This is a genomic window from Pseudomonas sp. B1-22 (assembly GCF_050474425.1).
In the GTDB taxonomy this organism is placed as follows: Bacteria; Pseudomonadota; Gammaproteobacteria; order Pseudomonadales; family Pseudomonadaceae; genus Pseudomonas.
The window spans coordinates 374,522-389,835 of record NZ_JBCHVH010000006.1 but is presented as its reverse complement, the minus strand read 5'-3'; the positions used below and the strand labels follow the sequence as shown (position 1 = coordinate 389,835).

Below are 15,314 nucleotides of genomic sequence, written 5' to 3'. Positions count from 1 at the left end.
TACCGGGGCTATCAGTGCGGCAGGATCTTGGCCAGGAACTGCTGGGTGCGTTCGGCGCGGTTCTTCAGGTCGCCGAAGAATTCCTCCTTCGGGCAGTCTTCGACGATCTGTCCGCGGTCCATGAAGATCACCCGGTCGGCGACCTTGCGCGCAAAGCCCATCTCGTGGGTCACGCACATCATGGTCATGCCTTCCTGGGCGAGCTGGACCATCACGTCGAGCACCTCGTTGACCATCTCCGGGTCGAGCGCCGAGGTCGGTTCGTCGAACAGCATCACGATCGGGTCCATGGCCAGCGCGCGGGCGATGGCCACGCGCTGCTGCTGGCCGCCGGAGAGCTGGCCGGGGTGCTTGTGCGCATGGGCCTTGAGGCCGACGCGGTCGAGCAGCTTCATGCCCTTGTCCATCGCCTCTTCCTTGCTCCGGCCCAGGACCTTGCGCTGGGCGATGGTCAGGTTCTCGGTGATCGACAGGTGCGGGAACAGCTCGAAGTGCTGGAACACCATGCCGACGCGCGAGCGCAGTTTCGGCAGGTCGGTCTTCGGATTGGCGATGGAGGTGCCGTCGACGGTGATGTCGCCCTTCTGGAAGGGCTCCAGCGCGTTGACGCACTTGATCAGGGTCGACTTGCCCGAGCCGGACGGACCGCAGACCACCACCACTTCGCCCTTGGCGACCTGGGTGTTGCAGTCGGTGAGAACCTGGAAGTCGCCATACCACTTGCTGACGTTATCGATGGAGATCATACGGTTAACCTTTTCTGCAGGCGCTTCACGCCGAAGGACGCGGCGAAGCTGATGACGAAGTAGACGAGACCGGCGAAGATCAGGAACTCATGGGGCTGGCCGATGATGTCGCCACGGGAGCGGGCGGCGTTGAGGAAGTCCATCAGGCCCACCGAGTACACGAGCGACGTGTCCTGGAACAGGATGATGCTCTGCTGCAGCAGCAGCGGCGTCATCTTGCGGAACGCCTGGGGCAGGATGATCAGCCGCATGGCCTGGCCGTAGGTCATGCCCAGGGCGTAGGACGCGCCGATCTGGCCCTTCGGGATGGCCTGGATGCCGGCGCGGACGATCTCGCAGTAGTAGGCCGCCTCGAACATCATGAAGGCCACCAGGCAGGAGGTGAACGCGCCCACCGGAGTGTCCTGGCCGGTGATCCAGCGCAGGATGAAGGGCACCGCGAAGTAGAACCAAGTGATCACCAGCAGCAGCGGGATCGAGCGGAAGTAGTTCACGTAGAAGCCGGCGATGTTCGACAGCAGCTTGCTGTTGGACAGGCGCATCAGCGCGAGGAGTGTGCCCAGCACCACGCCGCCGAGCACGCCCAGGATCATCAGCTGGAAGGTGGTGAGCATGCCTTCCCACAGGCCGGGGAGGGCGGGGACGATCTGACTGAAGTCCATCATTTACCTCCCACGGAAATCAGGCCTGGTACCGCGACCTTCTTCTCGACCATGCGCATGGACAGCATCAGGCTCATGTTCAGGGTGAAGTAGATCAGCGTGGCCAGGGTGAAGGCCTCGAACAGGTTGGCGCTGAACTCGGCGGTCTGCTTGGTCTGCGCGAGCAGCTCCATGAGGCCGATCAGCGAGGCCACCGAGGAGTTCTTGAAGACGTTGAGGAACTCGGAGGTGAGCGGCGGAATGATGATCCGGAAGGCCTGCGGCAGCAGCACGTGGTGGTAGATCGCCGGCAGGCGGAAGCCCATGGCGCTGGCGGCGGCGAGCTGGCCCTTGGGCAGCGCCTGGATGCCGGTGCGCACCTGTTCGCAGACCCGCGCCGCGGTGAACAGGCCCAGGCACACGACGACGCTGATGAAGGCCGAGGTTTCCGGGGCGATGCCCAGCTTGAACCAGTCCTGGATCGGCTGCGGCAGATAGTCCGGCACCAGGAAGTACCAGATGAACAGCTGCACCAGCAGCGGCACGTTGCGGAACAGCTCCACGTAGGCCGTGGCGATGCCCGACAGCCAGCGGTTGGGCAGGGTGCGCATCACCCCCAGCAGCGAGCCGAGCGCCAGGGCGATGACCCAGGCCGCGAGCGAGACGGCGATGGTCCAGCCCAGACCGGTGATGTACCAGTCCAGGTAGCGCTCATCGCCGATCCCGGTGGACTTGAAGAACACGCCCCAGTCCCAGTTGTAATCCATGACGGGTTTCCCCTCGGGTAAGACATTTCACGGTGTTCGAAGCCGGAAGCGGGCATGCAGCGTCCCGCCACCCGCGGGTAGCGGATGTTCCGGCATCGTCATCAGGAGGAGTGGGCTCGGGAGCGCGTGGCGTGCGCTCCCGGTCCCCCGCACAGTTCTGCCTTGTGGGCGGAACGGCGCGCGACCGTTACATCTGCTCGGCAGACTTGTCGGTCGGATTGGCGATCAGCTTCTTGAGCTCATCACTCATCGGGAAGTTGAGGTTCAGGTTCTTCGGCGGAATCGGCTTCATGAACCACTGGTCGTAGATCTTGTTCACTTCACCCGAGGCGAAGGTGTCGGCGATGGCCTTGTCGACCACCTGCTTGAACGGCGCGTCGCCCTTGCGAACCATGCACGCGTAGATCTCGTAGGACTGCGGCTTGCCGACCACGTGCCAGTCGGCCGGGTTCTTGGCCTTGGCCATTTCGCCGTAGAGCAGCGCGTCGTCCATCATGAAGGCCACGGCGCGGCCGGATTCGAGCATCAGGAAGGACTCGCCGTGGTCCTTGGCCGAGATGATGTTCATGCCCATCTTCTTCTCGGCGTTCATCTGCTTGAGCAGGCGCTCGGAGGTGGTGCCGGCGGTGGTCACCACGTTCTTGCCGTTCAGGTCGGAGAAGTCGTTGACGCCCGAGGTGGTCTTGGTCAGCAGGCGGGTGCCCACTTCGAAGATGCCGACGGAGAAGTCGACCTGCTTCTGGCGCTCCAGGTTGTTGGTGGTGGAGCCGCACTCGATGTCCACGGTGCCGTTCTGCACCAGCGGGATACGGGTCTGGGAGGTGACCAGGTTATAGCGCACCTTCAGATCGGGCATGTTCAGCTCTTTCTTCAGGGCGTCGACGACCTTCAGTTGCAGGTCGTGGGAGTAGCCAACCGGCTGGCGCGGATCGGTGGCGAGGTAGGAGAAGGGGATGGAGGCGTCACGGTGGCCGAGGACGACGGTGCCGGAGTCCTTGATCTTCTTCAGGGTGCCGGTGAGCTCTTCAGCGACGACGGGAGTGGCGAGCAGGGCCGCGACAATGGCGACGCCCAACGCACGGGGTGCGAAACGCATGGAATCTACCTCGACTGGTTGTGTTTGTTATTCAGTCCTGCGACTGGCGATGGGGTAGCCATGCCGCATGCTCGGATGGACAGGAGCAGGCTCTGTGCCAACTTCTGTATTTGTTTTTAACTGACTGAATATAAAGGATATTTTTATTAATGGCCGAGGCTGGTGCGTGGCGCGCTGTTCGGTAATCCGGATATTCGGCCAATTCGCGTTCGGAAATCCGAACGAGTGGCGCGAGAGCTCCTCCTGGAGAGGCGCGCCAGGTGCCGGAACCGCCGGAGCGGGGCGGCGGTTCCATGGGATCGGACCTCAGTCCTGGTCGCTGACCTGTGCGGCGGCCAGCCCTTCGCGGCGCAGCAGCTCGCGCTTGCGCGGCAGCCCCCAGCGGTAGCCGCCTTCGCCGGCGCTGCCGACCACCCGGTGGCAGGGCACCAGCAGGCCGATGCTGTTGCTGGCGCAGGCGCGGGCGATGGCGCGCGGATGGCTACCGAGCTGTTCCGCCAGCTCGCCGTAGCGCCGCGTCTCGCCACTGGGGATGCGCGTGAGGGCGCGCCAGACGCGCAGCTGGAAGGCGCTGCCGTGCAGGTCCAGCGGCAGGTGGGCGGCCTGCTCGGGCTCGGCCAACTGCGCCAGAACCTGCTGCAGCCAGTCGCCCAGCCCCGCGTCGTCGCGCACGCGCTCGGCGGCGCCGAAGCGTTCGGCCAGCTGCTGCTCCAGCTCGGCGGCATCATCGGCGAACAGCAGGGCGCAGACGCCCTTGTCGGTGGCCGCCAGCAGCATCTGGCCCAGCGGGCAGGGCGCGATGACATAGCGCAGACGCTCACCGGCGCCCTTCTGCCGGCGCTGTGCCGGGGTCAGTGGGGTGGCGCTTTCGTAGAGGGCTCGGGTGCCGGAGTAGCCGGCCTCGAGGGCGGCATCCAGCACGGAACGCGCCTGCGGCAGGGCGGCAGCCAGGCGCTGTTCGCGCCGGGACTCGGCCCAGGCACGCGGGGTCAGGCCGGTGCGGGCCTTGAAGGCGCGGGCCAGGTGCGAGGCGGAAAGGCCGATGCGGCCGGCCAGCTCGTCGAGGGTCGGCGGTTTTTCCGCGCGGTCGAGCAGCTCACAGGCTGCGGCGACCAGTGCGTCCAGTTGTTCGCGGGGGCTCGGGCCGTTGGGCGAGCAGCGCTTGCACGGGCGGAAGCCGGCGGCCTCGGCGGCGGCCGGGTCTTCATGAAAGGCCACGTTGCCGCGCGAAGGGCGGCGGGCCGGGCAGTTGGGGCGGCAGTAGACGCCGGTGGAGCGCACGCTGAAGACGAAGCGCCCCTCGAAGCGCGCATCCCGCTCGCAGACGGCCTGCCAGCAGCGCTCGGGATTCAGGTCGATGCTCATCATGGCGAGTCTCCATGGAATTCGGCGTTGGGGAAATTGTCTGTCCCGCGCCGTGTGCGGGCAATCCGCATCGCGTTTTCAAACTGCGGACTACGCTTGCCGGTGTCCGCCTTCAGAGAACCTTGCCTTGCTTCGATTCTGCTTCTGCTGCCTGCTGCTCGTCACGTTGTACGCTCCGGCGCATGCCGAGAGCCTGGCGCTGAACGATCAGGAACGGGCCTTCATCAGTGCCCACGAACCGATCCGCGTCGGACTGTTCCGTGCCGGCTGGCCGCCATTCGAAGTGATCGACGAGTTCGACCAGTTCCACGGCATCAGCGCCGATTACCTGCAACTGATCTCCGAGCGCCTGGGCATGAAGGTCCGGCCTGTCATCTACAACACCTGGGAGGACGTGCTGGCCGCCGTGCACGCCGGTGAAGTGGATATGGTGCCGTCGGTGGCGATGACCGAGGAGCGCAAGCGCTTCCTGAGCTTCACCCAGCCGTACCTGTTGACCAGCAGCCTGATCTTCGCCCGCCGCGACAGCACCATCCGCACGCTCGACGACCTGTCCGGACGGCGGGTGGCGGTGGAGCAGGGCTACGCCGTGCAGGAGTTGCTGGAGAAGGCCGTGCCCGGCATCGTCTTCGTGATCAGCGACGACTCCAACGGCGCCCTGAAGGCGGTTTCCACCGGCAAGGCCGATGCCTATGTGGGCAACCTGATCACCTCCACTTACCTGGTCGAGCAGTTGAACCTGACCAACCTGGAGGTGCGTGGCGACAGCGGCCTGGGCAACAGCCAGGTGCGCTTTGCCGTGCGCAAGGAGCTGGACCCGCTGGTGCCGCTGCTCGACCGTGCCCTGGGCAGCATCTCGAGTACCGAACAGGAGGATATCCAGGCCCGCTGGCTGCCGACGCTGGGCATGTTCGACTGGATGCACCTGCTGCAGATCGCCTGGCCCTGGGTGGTGGGCGTGCTCGCGCTGCTGACCTTCGTCCTGGTGTGGAACCGGCGCCTGTCGATCCAGGTCGCCGAGCGCGCCCGCGCCGAAGCCGAGGAGCGCCGCCAGCGCAGTACATTGGCGGCGCTGATCAACGCGATTCCCGATCCGATCTGGTTCAAGGACACCCAGGGCCGCTACCTGGGGGTCAACCAGGCGTTCGCCGATTGTCTCGGCCGCCAGCCGGACGAGATCGTCGGGCGCAGCGACCGCCAGCTGTTCAGTCGCAATGCCAGCGCCAGCCGGCACGAGCGCGATCACCAGGCGCTGGCCGGCAGGGAACCCTATGCCAGCGAAGGCTGGGTGATCTACCCGGACGGCCGACAGGTGCTGTTCGATACCCTGCGCAGCGCCTTCCAGGATGACCAGGGGCGCGTCCTGGGGCTGGTGGGCGTGAGTCGCGACGTCACCGCGCGCAAGTCCACCGAGGTGGCGCTGGCCCAGGCCCGCGACCTCGCCGAGGAGGCCGCGCAGCTCAAGAGCGACTTCCTCGCCAACATGAGCCATGAAATCCGCACGCCATTGAACATCATCATCGGCCTGGCGCACCTGCTGCAGGAGACGACCCTGGACCAGCAGCAGCTGGATTATCTGGGCAAGATCCAGGGCTCGGGCCAGTACCTGCTGGAGCTGATCAGCGACATCCTCGACCTGTCGCGTGTGGAGGCCGGGAAGCTGGAGTTCGAGCACATCGATTTCGACCTGGAACGCATGCTCGGCGAGCTGTTCGACCTGCTCAGCATCCGCGCGGCGAGCAAGGGCCTTGCGGTGCGCTGCGAGATCGATCCGCGGGTGCCGGCCAAGGTGGTGGGCGATTCGCTGCGCCTGCGGCAGATCCTGATGAACTACGCCAACAACGCGCTGAAGTTCACCGAGCGTGGCGAAGTGGCGCTGATCGTCGAACTGGAGCAGGACGACGAGGACAGCCTGCAGCTGTACTTCGGCCTGCGCGACACCGGCATCGGCATCTCCCCGGCTCAGCAGGAGCGCCTGTTCGAATCGTTCCGCCAGGCCGACAGCTCGATCACCCGGCGCTACGGCGGCTCCGGCCTGGGATTGGCGATCTGCAAGCGGCTGGCCGAGGCGATGGGCGGCAGCGTCGGAGTGGAAAGCGAGGCGGGGAAGGGCAGCCTGTTCTGGTGCCGCCTGCCGATGGGGCGGGTGGACGATGCGCAGGAGTTGAACCTGGACAGCATCAGCCAGGCCGCGCTACCGCCGCCCGAGCCTGCGGCCGCGGAGGTGTCGCACGCACCGGTCGCGCCCACCGAGGGCGTGGAGGTCGAGCGCGTGTGCCGGCGCCTGGCGCAATTGCTGGCCGCCGATGACCCGCGCGCCGGGCGTTTGCTGGGCGAGCGTGCAAGCCTGCTGCGCAGCGTCTTCAATGAGGGGTACGAGGGCATCGCGACGAACGTCAGGCGCTTCGAGTTCGAGCGCGCCCTGGAAAACCTGGTGAATCTCGCCCGGGATCGCGATATCAGGATCTGAACGCCGGCGCGGATGAAAGGTCCGATCTGGCGCCGCGTGGCAGTCTGATCAATAAGGGGAACGCAATGGATAGCATGCTCGACCGGCCGGAACAGGAACTGATCCTGGTGGTGGATGACCAGCCGGACAATCTGATGCTGATGAGCGAGCTGCTCATGGACCGCTATCAGGTGCGTGTCGCCGGCAGCGGCGCCAAGGCGCTGCGCCTGATGCAGAGCGATCCGCGCCCGGACCTGGTGCTGCTCGACATCATGATGCCGGAGATGGACGGCTACGAGGTCTGCCGGCAGCTCAAGGCCGACCCCGCCACGCGCGACATCCCGGTGATCTTCCTCACCGGCATGGTCAACGCCTCGGACGAGCAGAAGGGCCTGGACCTGGGCGCGGTGGACTACATCACCAAGCCGATCAGCCCGCCGGTGACCCTGGCGCGCATCCGCGCGCACCTCAACCTCAAGGCCAACGCCGACTTCCTGCGCGACAAGAGCGAGTACCTGGAGCTGGAGGTGCGCCGCCGCGCCCGCGAGCTGCAGGCCATCCAGGATGCCACGCTGGAAGCCATGGCGACCCTCTGCGACCTGCGCGACAACGCCCACAGCCAGCACCTGGTGCGCATCGAACACTACATGCGCCTGCTGGGCAGCACGCTGGCGCTGCGCAACGAGTTCTCCAGCGAACTCTCGGTGGAGAACATCGAACTGCTGTCGCGCTCGGCGCAATTGCACGACATCGGCAAGGTGGCGGTGCCCGACCGTATCCTGCACCACCCCGGCCAGCTCGATGAGGCCGACCAGCAGATCATGCAGAGCCATACCACGGTCGGCCGCGACGCGCTGGCGGCGGCGGAGCGCAAGCTCGGCTATCCGGCCGATTTCCTGCGCTATGCCAAGGAGATCGCCCACAGCCATCACGAACGCTGGGATGGCCGCGGTTATCCGGAAGGCCTGGCCGGCGAGAGCATCCCGATGGCCGCGCGGATGCTGACATTGATCGACTGCTATGACGAGATGACCAGCCGCCACGCCTACCGCGCCTCGCTGGGGCCGGACGAAGCGGCGGCGCGGATCAGGGCCGGCGCCGGCAGCCAGTTCGACCCGCGCATGGTGGAGGCCTTCAGCGAGGCCGCCGAAGGCTTCGCCAGCATCGCCCTGCGCTATGCCGACAGCGACGAGGCCCTGGGGCTGGAGTTGCTGCGCCTGGAGGATGCGGTGATCGAAAACATTGAACTGACCCCGCCCGCCCCCTGATCGCGCTGGGCGGCCGACGGGGATTGCCGTATAAGGTGCGCAGCGCCCGTAGAGAGGTATGCCAGGAAGCCCGATGAAGACCCCGAAACGCATTGAGCCGCTGATCGAAGACGGACTGATCGACGAAGTATTGCGACCGCTGATGAGCGGCAAGGAAGCAGCGGTCTATGTGGTGCGCTGCGGCGACGAGCTGCGCTGCGCCAAGGTCTACAAGGAAGCCAACAAGCGCAGCTTCCGCCAGGCCGCCGAGTATCAGGAAGGCCGCAAGGTGCGCAACAGCCGCCAGGCGCGCGCCATGGCCAAGGGTTCCAAGTACGGCCGCAAGGAACAGGAGGACGCCTGGCAGAACGCCGAGGTCGCCGCGCTGTTCCGCCTGGCCAGTGCCGGCGTTCGGGTGCCCAAACCCTACGATTTCCTCGACGGCGTGCTGTTGATGGAGATGATCGCCGACGAGGACGGCGACGCCGCGCCACGTCTGAACGACGTGGAGATGGAGCCCGAGGTGGCGCGGGAGTTCCACGCCTTCCTCATCCGCCAGATCGTGATGATGCTCTGCGCCGGGCTGGTGCACGGCGACCTGTCCGAGTTCAACGTGCTGGTGGGACCGGACGGCCCGGTGATCATCGACCTGCCGCAGGCGGTGGACGCTGCCGGCAACAACCACGCCTTCCGCATGCTGGAGCGTGACGTGGGCAACATGGCCGCCTATTTCGGCCGCTTCGCCCCGGAACTCAAGTACACCCACTACGCCAAGGAAATGTGGGCGCTTTACGAAGAAGGGAAGCTGCTGCCGGACACCCCGCTGACCGGCCATTTCGACGATCCCGAGGACGAGGCGGACGTCGACTCGGTCCTGCGCGAGATCGCCGACGCCCTGCGCGAGCAGGCGCGCCGCGAGGCCGGCCGTGCCGCCCAGGACGCGCCGCAAACCCGCGACGAGCCGCCACCCCCGCCATGGGAGCAGGCTTGACCGCCCTGCGCGGAGAATCCGAGCTCCTTGCCCTGATCGCCGCGCAGCCCGAGCGCATGCGCTTGCTGCGCGCCGTGCGGGACTTCGGTCCCGCGGGCGCCTGGGTCGCCGCGGGGGTCGTGCGCAACGCGGTGTGGGACGCGCTGCATGGGCACGCTGAAAGCACGCCGCTGAGCGATGTGGACGTCCTGTACTTCGCTGCCGATTGCATAGTCCCGGAGGCGGACCTTGAGTGGGAACGCCGGCTGTGGGATGCCTGCCCGGATGTTCCCTGGTCGGTGCGCAACCAGGCCCGTATGCACCTGCGCAACGGCGATGCTCCCTACCCAGACTGCGGCGAGGCGATGCGCCACTGGCCGGAAGTGTGCACGGCGGTGGCGCTGCGTTTGCAGGACGAGCGCCTGGAATTGCTGGCGCCGCTGGGTATCGACGATCTGCTGGAGCTGCGCGTTCGGCCGACCGAACGCTTTCGCGCAAAGCCCGAAATCTACCGCGAGCGCCTCGCCGCCAAGAATTGGCTGGCGCGCTGGCCCAACCTGCAGGTGGAACACTTGTAGGAGCGCCCCATGGGCGCGATTCGCGGGCATGGCCCGCTCCTACGATTGGGCGGGGAGGCTCTTGTAGGAGCGATGGGGGCGCCTAGCTCTTATCCGCGAAGCCTTCCGGGCGCGCCGATGTTCGCGGAGAAGCTCCGCTCCTACGAGATCAAAAGCCCCGACCCTCTCGTCGCGACGTAGGGCGTATAACGTTCGACGTTATACGCCGGTTGCTCGTGGCTTCAGGGCGCTCCGGACTCAGCCCTGGAGCCGGCGATAAAGCGAGGTGCATCGGCGTACAACCGCGAACGGTTGTACGCCCTACGCAACTGTACGGCAGCAACTGTATCCATACAGCGCGTGTCCGGGCTGGTAGCGTTGCCTCATCCCACTCCGAGCTTCTCGCCATGCCCCTGCGCCATATCCTGCTCGCCCTGCTGGTCACCCTCATCTGGGGTATCAACTTCGTTGTGATCAAGGTCGGCCTGCACGACTTCCCGCCGCTGTTGTTCTGCGCCCTGCGCTTCGCCCTGGCGGCGTTGCCGCTGATCTTCCTGCGCGGCCCGCTGCCGGCACCGTTCTGGCGCATCGTGCAGATCGGCCTGCTGCTGGGCGTCGTGAAGTTCGGCCTGCTGTTCGTCGGCATGCACCTGGGAATGCCGGCGGGCCTGTCGTCGCTGGTGCTGCAGAGCCAGGTGTTCTTCACCGTGCTGATCGCCGCCGCCTTCCTCGGCGAGCGCCCGACCGCACGTGCACTGCTGGGCCTGGCGCTCGCCGCCGGCGGGCTGCTGCTGATCGGCCTGGAGCGCCCGCTGGGCGACAGTCTGGTGGCCTTCCTGCTGGTGATCGCCGCGGCGCTGGCCTGGGCCTTCTCCAACATCGCCACCAAGCGCTCCGGCGCCAGCGACATGCTGCGCCTGATCAGTTGGGTCAGCCTGATCCCGCCGCTGCCGTTGCTGGTGCTGTCGTGGATCTTCGAAGGCCCCGAGGCGATCGGCCACGCCGTGCTGAACATCAACTGGACCGGCGCGGGGGCGCTGCTCTACATCGCCTTCCTCGCCACCACCGTCGGCTTCGGCCTGTGGAGCTTCCTGCTGCGCCGCTACCCGGCCAGCCAGGTCACGCCGTTCGCCCTCGCCGTGCCGGTGTCAGGGCTGCTGTCGGGCTGGTTGTTCCTCGGTGAGGAGCTGACTACTCAGGACTGGATGGCCTGCGTGCTGGTCTTCGTCGGCCTGGCTGTGACCGTCCTGCCGGCGTCGATCTGGCGCCGCCGCGCGGTGGCTAGCGCACAAGGCTGAAGCGATATCTGTAGGAGCGAGCTTGCTCGCGAACATCGGCTGACTCAGGGGGCAAGGCTGTTCGCGAGCAAGCTCGCTCCTACGAAGAGCATACGGCGTCAGACCGCCTCGCCGAGGCGGTCCACCACCCACTGGTTGATGCTCTGGTTGCTCAGCTCCGCCTTGATCGCCACCTGCGCATGCAGTTGCGGATCGAGGCGCAGGCTGAGCTTGCCGGAGAAGGGGCGTTGCGGCTCGCGGCCGAGCTTTTCGCAGGTGGCCAGGTAATCGTCCACCGCTTCTTCGAACGCTTCGCGCAATTCGCTGACCGACTCCCCATGGAAGCCGATCACATCGCGGATGCCGGCGACATGGCCGATGAACAGCCCGTCGTCATCGCTGTACTCGATGCGGGCGGCGTAGCCTTGGTATTTCATGGGGGTCATGGGTGGATTCCTGCCTGTTCGAGCAAGGCGCGGGCATCGCGCACCTGGTAGGGCTTGGCTTCCTTGGCCGGGTGCGGACGGTGGAAGGTGGCGATAACACCCCTCAACTCGAAACGCACCCGGGAGCCATTGCCTTCGATTACTTGCGCGCCGAGGGCAATCAGCAGTGACTCGATGCGCAACCACTCCAGTGAAGCCGGGACGGGGAGGGAGAAAATCAGCTCCAGCGTCCTGCGTTGCCGGGCATTCATCCTGTGCTCCGGTTGTTGGTATCAGATTATGCTACCAATCCATGCCGCGAGCCAGATGTCGGAGACGGCGCCGAACAACGCCCGAATAGTCCTCAATGACAGCAGTTCCCCGACTCCAGGTCCTTGAGAATCGGGCAGTCCGGCCGGTGGTCGCCCTGGCAGTGGTCGCTCAGCTCCTGCAGGGTGTCGCGCAGGCTGCTGAGTTCGGCGATCTTGCGGTTGAGCTCCTCGATATGCCGGGCGGCCAGGGCCTTCACGTCGGCGCTGGCACGCTGGCGGTCCTGCCAGAGGGCGAGCAACTGGCCGACTTCCTCCAGGGAGAAGCCGAAGTCCCGCGAGCGGCGGATGAAGGCCAGGGTGTGCAGGTCCTGTTCGCTGTAGTGCCGATAGCCGCTGGCGCTGCGGCCGGCGGGGGCGAGCAGGCCGGTGGATTCGTAGTAGCGGATCATCTTCGCGGTCAGGCCGCTCTTCTTCGCCGCTTCGCCGATGTTCATGCCGATTCCTCTTGAGCGAACGCCCCGCTGGCGCGGGGCGTGAGTCTTACTGGTGGTCCTGGGGCTTCCAACGCTTGAGCAGCAGGGCGTTGCTCACCACGCTGACGCTGGAGGCGGCCATCGCCGCGCCGGCGACCATGGGGTTGAGCAGGCCGAAGGCGGCCAGCGGGATGCCCACCAGGTTATAGATGAAGGCCCAGAACAGGTTCTGGCGGATCTTCGCGTAGGTGCGCCGGGAGATGTCCAGCGCCGCCGGGACCAGCCTCGGGTCGCCGCGCATCAGGGTGATGCCGGCGGCGTGCATGGCCACGTCGGTGCCGCCGCCCATGGCGATGCCCACGTCGGCCGCGGCGAGTGCTGGGGCGTCGTTGATGCCGTCGCCGACCATGGCCACGACTTTCCCTTCCTGGCGCAGCGCGCCGACCACGGCGGCCTTGTCGCCGGGCAGCACTTCGGCGTGCACGTCGTCCAGGCCAAGGGCATCGGCCACGACCTTGGCGCTGCCACGGTTGTCGCCGGTGATCAGGTGGCTGGCGATGCCGCGTTCGCGCAGGGCGTCAATGGCGGGCCTGGCGCCGTCCTTGAGGCTGTCGCCGAAGGCGAACAGGGCGACCACGCGGGCTTGCGGCTCGCGCTCGATCAGCCAGGACAGGGTGCGGCCTTCGGCTTCCCAGTGCTTGGCGGAGTCTGCCAGTTCGCCGGGTGGCAGTTGCAGTTCGTCCAGCAAGCGACGGTTACCCAGGGCCAGCAGGCGACCGTCCACGCGGCCCTGGATGCCGCGCCCGGCCAGGGCCTGGGTGGCGTCGGCGGCGGTAGGAGCCAGCCCGCGCTCGGCGCAGGCGTCGAGCACGGCCTTGGCCAACGGGTGTTCGCTGCCGCGCTGCAGGGCGCCGGCCAGGGCGAGTGCCTGGGCCTCGTCGCTGGCGGCGAGATTGGTGATGCGTGGCTGGCCGGAGGTGAGGGTGCCGGTCTTGTCGAAGGCCACGGCGGTCACCCCATGAGCGACTTCCAGCGCCTCGGCGTCCTTGATCAGGATGCCGTGTTTGGCTGCCACGCCGGTGCCGGCCATGATCGCGGTGGGAGTAGCCAGGCCCAGGGCGCACGGACAGGCGATGACCAGCACCGCCACGGCGTTGATCAGCGCGTGTTCCCAGCCGGCACCAGCGAGCAGCCAGCCGACCAGGGTGATCAGCGCGATGCCGATCACTACCGGGACGAATACGTTGCTGACCTTGTCCACCAGCTTCTGGATCGGCGCCTTGGCCGCCTGGGCGTCTTCCACCAGGCGGATGATCCGCGCCAGCACGGTCTCGCCGCCCAGCGCGGTGGTTTTCACCCGCAGCACGCCTTCGCCATTGATGGCGCCGCCGGTGACGGCATCGCCCACGCCCTTGGCCACCGGCACACTCTCGCCGGTGATCAGGGCTTCGTCGGCATGGCTCTGGCCGTCGAGCACTTCGCCGTCCACCGGGAAGCGTTCGCCGGGGCGTACCAGCACTTCGTCGCCCAGGCGCAGTTCGACGATGGCGACATCCTCTTCCACGCCGTCGCGGACACGGGTGGCGCGTTCCGGTCGCAAGGCTTCCAGCGCCCGGATGGCAGCGGCAGTCTGGCGCTTGGCGCGGCTTTCCAGGTACTTGCCGAGCAGGATCAGAGTGATCACCACGGCGCTGGCTTCGAAGTACAGGTGCGGCATCTGTCCTGGCGCGGCGGCGTACCAGAGGTACAGGCTCAGGCCGTAGCCGGCGCTGGTGCCGAGGGCGACCAGCAGGTCCATGTTGCCGCTGCCGGCGCGCACGGCCTTGAAGGCGGAAACGTAGAAGCGCGCGCCGATGAGGAATTGCACCGGGGTGGCGAGCAGGAACTGCACCCAGGCCGGCAGCATCCAGTGCAGGCCGAACCCGTCGCCGATCATGGGCAGCACCAGCGGCAGCGACAGGGCGATGGATGCGGCCAGCCACCAGCGCTCGCGGGCCAGGCGTGCGACCTGCGGGTCGACGCCGGGCTGCTCGGATTCGATCGGGCGGGCCTTGTAGCCGGCCTTGTCGACGGCAGCGACCAGGTCGGCGATGTCCACCGCACCGAGCAGGTCGAGATGGGCGCGTTCGCTGGCGAGGTTCACGCTCACCGTGCGCACGCCGGGCACCTTGCGCAGGGCGCGTTCGACACGGCCGACGCAGCTGGCGCAGGTCATGCCGTCGATGGCCAGCTCCAGGCTGTGCGCGGGCACGGCATAACCGGCCTGTTCGACTGCGGCGACCAGGGCGGGCAAGGTGTCGCCGCTGGATGGGCCGTCCAGCTGGATGCGCGCCTGTTCGCTGGCGAGGTTGACGCTGGCGTGCTGTACGCCGGGCACCTTGCGCAGAGCGCGTTCCACGCGGCCGGCGCAGCTGGCGCAGGTCATCCCGGAGACGGGAAGGTCGAGTTCGATTGGGGTTGCGCTGTTCATGGGGCTCTCCCTGAGGTTCCCCAACAGGATCAACCTTGACACAAGGGCAAGGTCAACCCCTGCGCCGCGGTCCCTTGTCGCAGGTCAAGCCATCGCGCTCAACTGCCGCTGGAAACCGGCATCAGGTACAGGCCGCTCTCGCTGTTGGCGATGCGGAACTTGCGCACCTCGCCGGCACGCAGCACCACCGACTGCGCGCGCAGGGGCTCGATGCCGCCGTGGCAGAGGCCGGAGTTGGCGGTTTCGATGCGCAGGGAGGTTTCGCCCGGCGGCAGGTTGAGGGCGACCTCGCCTTCGGGCTGCAGGCGCGAGACCTTCTGGTCCTGCACATAGAGGTCGATGTCGCAGGCGGTGCCGGTGTCCAGGCGTTCGCGGCTGACGATCAGTACGGCGTAGGCCACCGGCTGGGCGTCGGGTATCGGCCAGGCACTGGGCGCGGCGGAGGGGGGCGTCGGCTGCGCGGGGGGCTGCGGGGCAGCCGCGGTATCGGGCATGCCGTCGGCCTGTGCCACGGCACTGAGCAGGAGGGCGAAGGCCAGGAGAAGGGAACGGCACATGG

General features: G+C 67.0%; 15 protein-coding genes. 5 read left to right on the top strand and 10 right to left on the bottom strand.

Annotated features, from left to right (window positions below):
- Positions 1–11: 11 nt before the first annotated feature.
- From ACQ5BL_RS23790 to ada, 5 genes are all read right to left on the bottom strand, one after another.
- The gene (locus tag ACQ5BL_RS23790) at positions 12–746 is read right to left on the bottom strand and encodes an amino acid ABC transporter ATP-binding protein (RefSeq protein ID WP_207884513.1); all 735 of its coding nucleotides are present in this window, start codon (positions 744–746) and stop codon (positions 12–14) included.
- Positions 743–1,411, bottom strand: coding sequence for an amino acid ABC transporter permease (locus ACQ5BL_RS23785; protein WP_207884512.1), 669 nt, complete (start codon positions 1,409–1,411; stop codon positions 743–745). Before ACQ5BL_RS23785 ends, ACQ5BL_RS23790 begins: the two co-directional genes overlap by 4 nt.
- The gene (locus ACQ5BL_RS23780) at positions 1,408–2,154 is read right to left on the bottom strand and encodes an amino acid ABC transporter permease (protein ID WP_243805267.1); all 747 of its coding nucleotides are present in this window, start codon (positions 2,152–2,154) and stop codon (positions 1,408–1,410) included. The genes ACQ5BL_RS23785 and ACQ5BL_RS23780 overlap by 4 nt, the downstream gene beginning before the upstream one ends.
- Before the next feature lie 187 nt (positions 2,155–2,341).
- Positions 2,342–3,250 carry a glutamate/aspartate ABC transporter substrate-binding protein gene (locus tag ACQ5BL_RS23775; protein ID WP_243805268.1) on the bottom strand — a complete coding sequence of 303 codons (909 nt, stop codon included), beginning with the start codon at positions 3,248–3,250 and terminating at the stop codon, positions 2,342–2,344.
- A gap of 306 nt (positions 3,251–3,556) precedes the next feature.
- The gene (ada, locus tag ACQ5BL_RS23770; protein WP_243805269.1) at positions 3,557–4,618 is read right to left on the bottom strand and encodes a bifunctional DNA-binding transcriptional regulator/O6-methylguanine-DNA methyltransferase Ada; all 1,062 of its coding nucleotides are present in this window, start codon (positions 4,616–4,618) and stop codon (positions 3,557–3,559) included.
- Positions 4,619–4,742: 124 nt separating this feature from the next.
- On the opposite strand from ada, the gene ACQ5BL_RS23765 reads away from it, so the two are divergent.
- From ACQ5BL_RS23765 to ACQ5BL_RS23745, 5 genes are all read left to right on the top strand, one after another.
- Positions 4,743–7,085 carry an ATP-binding protein gene (locus tag ACQ5BL_RS23765; RefSeq protein ID WP_243805270.1) on the top strand — a complete coding sequence of 781 codons (2,343 nt, stop codon included), beginning with the start codon at positions 4,743–4,745 and terminating at the stop codon, positions 7,083–7,085.
- A 65-nt stretch (positions 7,086–7,150) separates the two neighbouring features.
- Positions 7,151–8,332, top strand: coding sequence for a response regulator (locus ACQ5BL_RS23760; protein ID WP_243805271.1), 1,182 nt, complete (start codon positions 7,151–7,153; stop codon positions 8,330–8,332).
- Positions 8,333–8,405: 73 nt separating this feature from the next.
- Positions 8,406–9,302 (top strand): PA4780 family RIO1-like protein kinase, encoded by an 897-nt coding sequence (locus ACQ5BL_RS23755; RefSeq protein WP_243805272.1) that lies wholly within the window; start codon positions 8,406–8,408, stop codon positions 9,300–9,302.
- 5 nt (positions 9,303–9,307) lie between these two features.
- A complete protein-coding gene (locus ACQ5BL_RS23750) occupies positions 9,308–9,859 on the top strand; it encodes a nucleotidyltransferase family protein (protein ID WP_243805588.1) in 552 nt (183 codons plus the stop codon).
- Between the two features lie 386 nt (positions 9,860–10,245).
- A complete protein-coding gene (locus tag ACQ5BL_RS23745) occupies positions 10,246–11,136 on the top strand; it encodes an EamA family transporter (RefSeq protein WP_243805273.1) in 891 nt (296 codons plus the stop codon).
- Between the two features lie 98 nt (positions 11,137–11,234).
- Here ACQ5BL_RS23745 and ACQ5BL_RS23740 read toward each other — a convergent pair whose 3' ends face one another.
- The 5 genes from ACQ5BL_RS23740 to ACQ5BL_RS23720 form a co-directional block, all read right to left on the bottom strand.
- Entirely contained in the window at positions 11,235–11,561 is a 327-nt protein-coding gene (locus tag ACQ5BL_RS23740; RefSeq protein ID WP_207884504.1) for a type II toxin-antitoxin system HicB family antitoxin, read from the bottom strand.
- Positions 11,558–11,812 carry a type II toxin-antitoxin system HicA family toxin gene (locus ACQ5BL_RS23735; protein ID WP_207884503.1) on the bottom strand — a complete coding sequence of 85 codons (255 nt, stop codon included), beginning with the start codon at positions 11,810–11,812 and terminating at the stop codon, positions 11,558–11,560. Before ACQ5BL_RS23735 ends, ACQ5BL_RS23740 begins: the two co-directional genes overlap by 4 nt.
- Positions 11,813–11,904: 92 nt before the next feature.
- Positions 11,905–12,306 carry a Cu(I)-responsive transcriptional regulator gene (gene cueR / locus ACQ5BL_RS23730; protein ID WP_243805274.1) on the bottom strand — a complete coding sequence of 134 codons (402 nt, stop codon included), beginning with the start codon at positions 12,304–12,306 and terminating at the stop codon, positions 11,905–11,907.
- A 46-nt stretch (positions 12,307–12,352) separates the two neighbouring features.
- Positions 12,353–14,755, bottom strand: coding sequence for a heavy metal translocating P-type ATPase (locus tag ACQ5BL_RS23725; RefSeq protein ID WP_243805275.1), 2,403 nt, complete (start codon positions 14,753–14,755; stop codon positions 12,353–12,355).
- 98 nt (positions 14,756–14,853) lie between these two features.
- Entirely contained in the window at positions 14,854–15,312 is a 459-nt protein-coding gene (locus ACQ5BL_RS23720) for a hypothetical protein (RefSeq protein ID WP_243805276.1), read from the bottom strand.
- Positions 15,313–15,314: the final 2 nt, after the last annotated feature.

Coding starts and splice junctions, on each gene's coding strand:
- ACQ5BL_RS23790 (WP_207884513.1), bottom strand. CDS start 746: ATGATCTCCATCGATAACGTCAGCAAGTGGTATGGCGACTTCCAGGTT.
- ACQ5BL_RS23785 (WP_207884512.1), bottom strand. CDS start 1,411: ATGATGGACTTCAGTCAGATCGTCCCCGCCCTCCCCGGCCTGTGGGAA.
- ACQ5BL_RS23780 (WP_243805267.1), bottom strand. CDS start 2,154: ATGGATTACAACTGGGACTGGGGCGTGTTCTTCAAGTCCACCGGGATC.
- ACQ5BL_RS23775 (WP_243805268.1), bottom strand. CDS start 3,250: ATGCGTTTCGCACCCCGTGCGTTGGGCGTCGCCATTGTCGCGGCCCTG.
- ada (WP_243805269.1), bottom strand. CDS start 4,618: ATGATGAGCATCGACCTGAATCCCGAGCGCTGCTGGCAGGCCGTCTGC.
- ACQ5BL_RS23760 (WP_243805271.1), top strand. CDS start 7,151: ATGGATAGCATGCTCGACCGGCCGGAACAGGAACTGATCCTGGTGGTG.
- ACQ5BL_RS23755 (WP_243805272.1), top strand. CDS start 8,406: ATGAAGACCCCGAAACGCATTGAGCCGCTGATCGAAGACGGACTGATC.
- ACQ5BL_RS23745 (WP_243805273.1), top strand. CDS start 10,246: ATGCCCCTGCGCCATATCCTGCTCGCCCTGCTGGTCACCCTCATCTGG.
- ACQ5BL_RS23740 (WP_207884504.1), bottom strand. CDS start 11,561: ATGACCCCCATGAAATACCAAGGCTACGCCGCCCGCATCGAGTACAGC.
- ACQ5BL_RS23735 (WP_207884503.1), bottom strand. CDS start 11,812: ATGAATGCCCGGCAACGCAGGACGCTGGAGCTGATTTTCTCCCTCCCC.
- cueR (WP_243805274.1), bottom strand. CDS start 12,306: ATGAACATCGGCGAAGCGGCGAAGAAGAGCGGCCTGACCGCGAAGATG.
- ACQ5BL_RS23725 (WP_243805275.1), bottom strand. CDS start 14,755: ATGAACAGCGCAACCCCAATCGAACTCGACCTTCCCGTCTCCGGGATG.
- ACQ5BL_RS23720 (WP_243805276.1), bottom strand. CDS start 15,312: ATGTGCCGTTCCCTTCTCCTGGCCTTCGCCCTCCTGCTCAGTGCCGTG.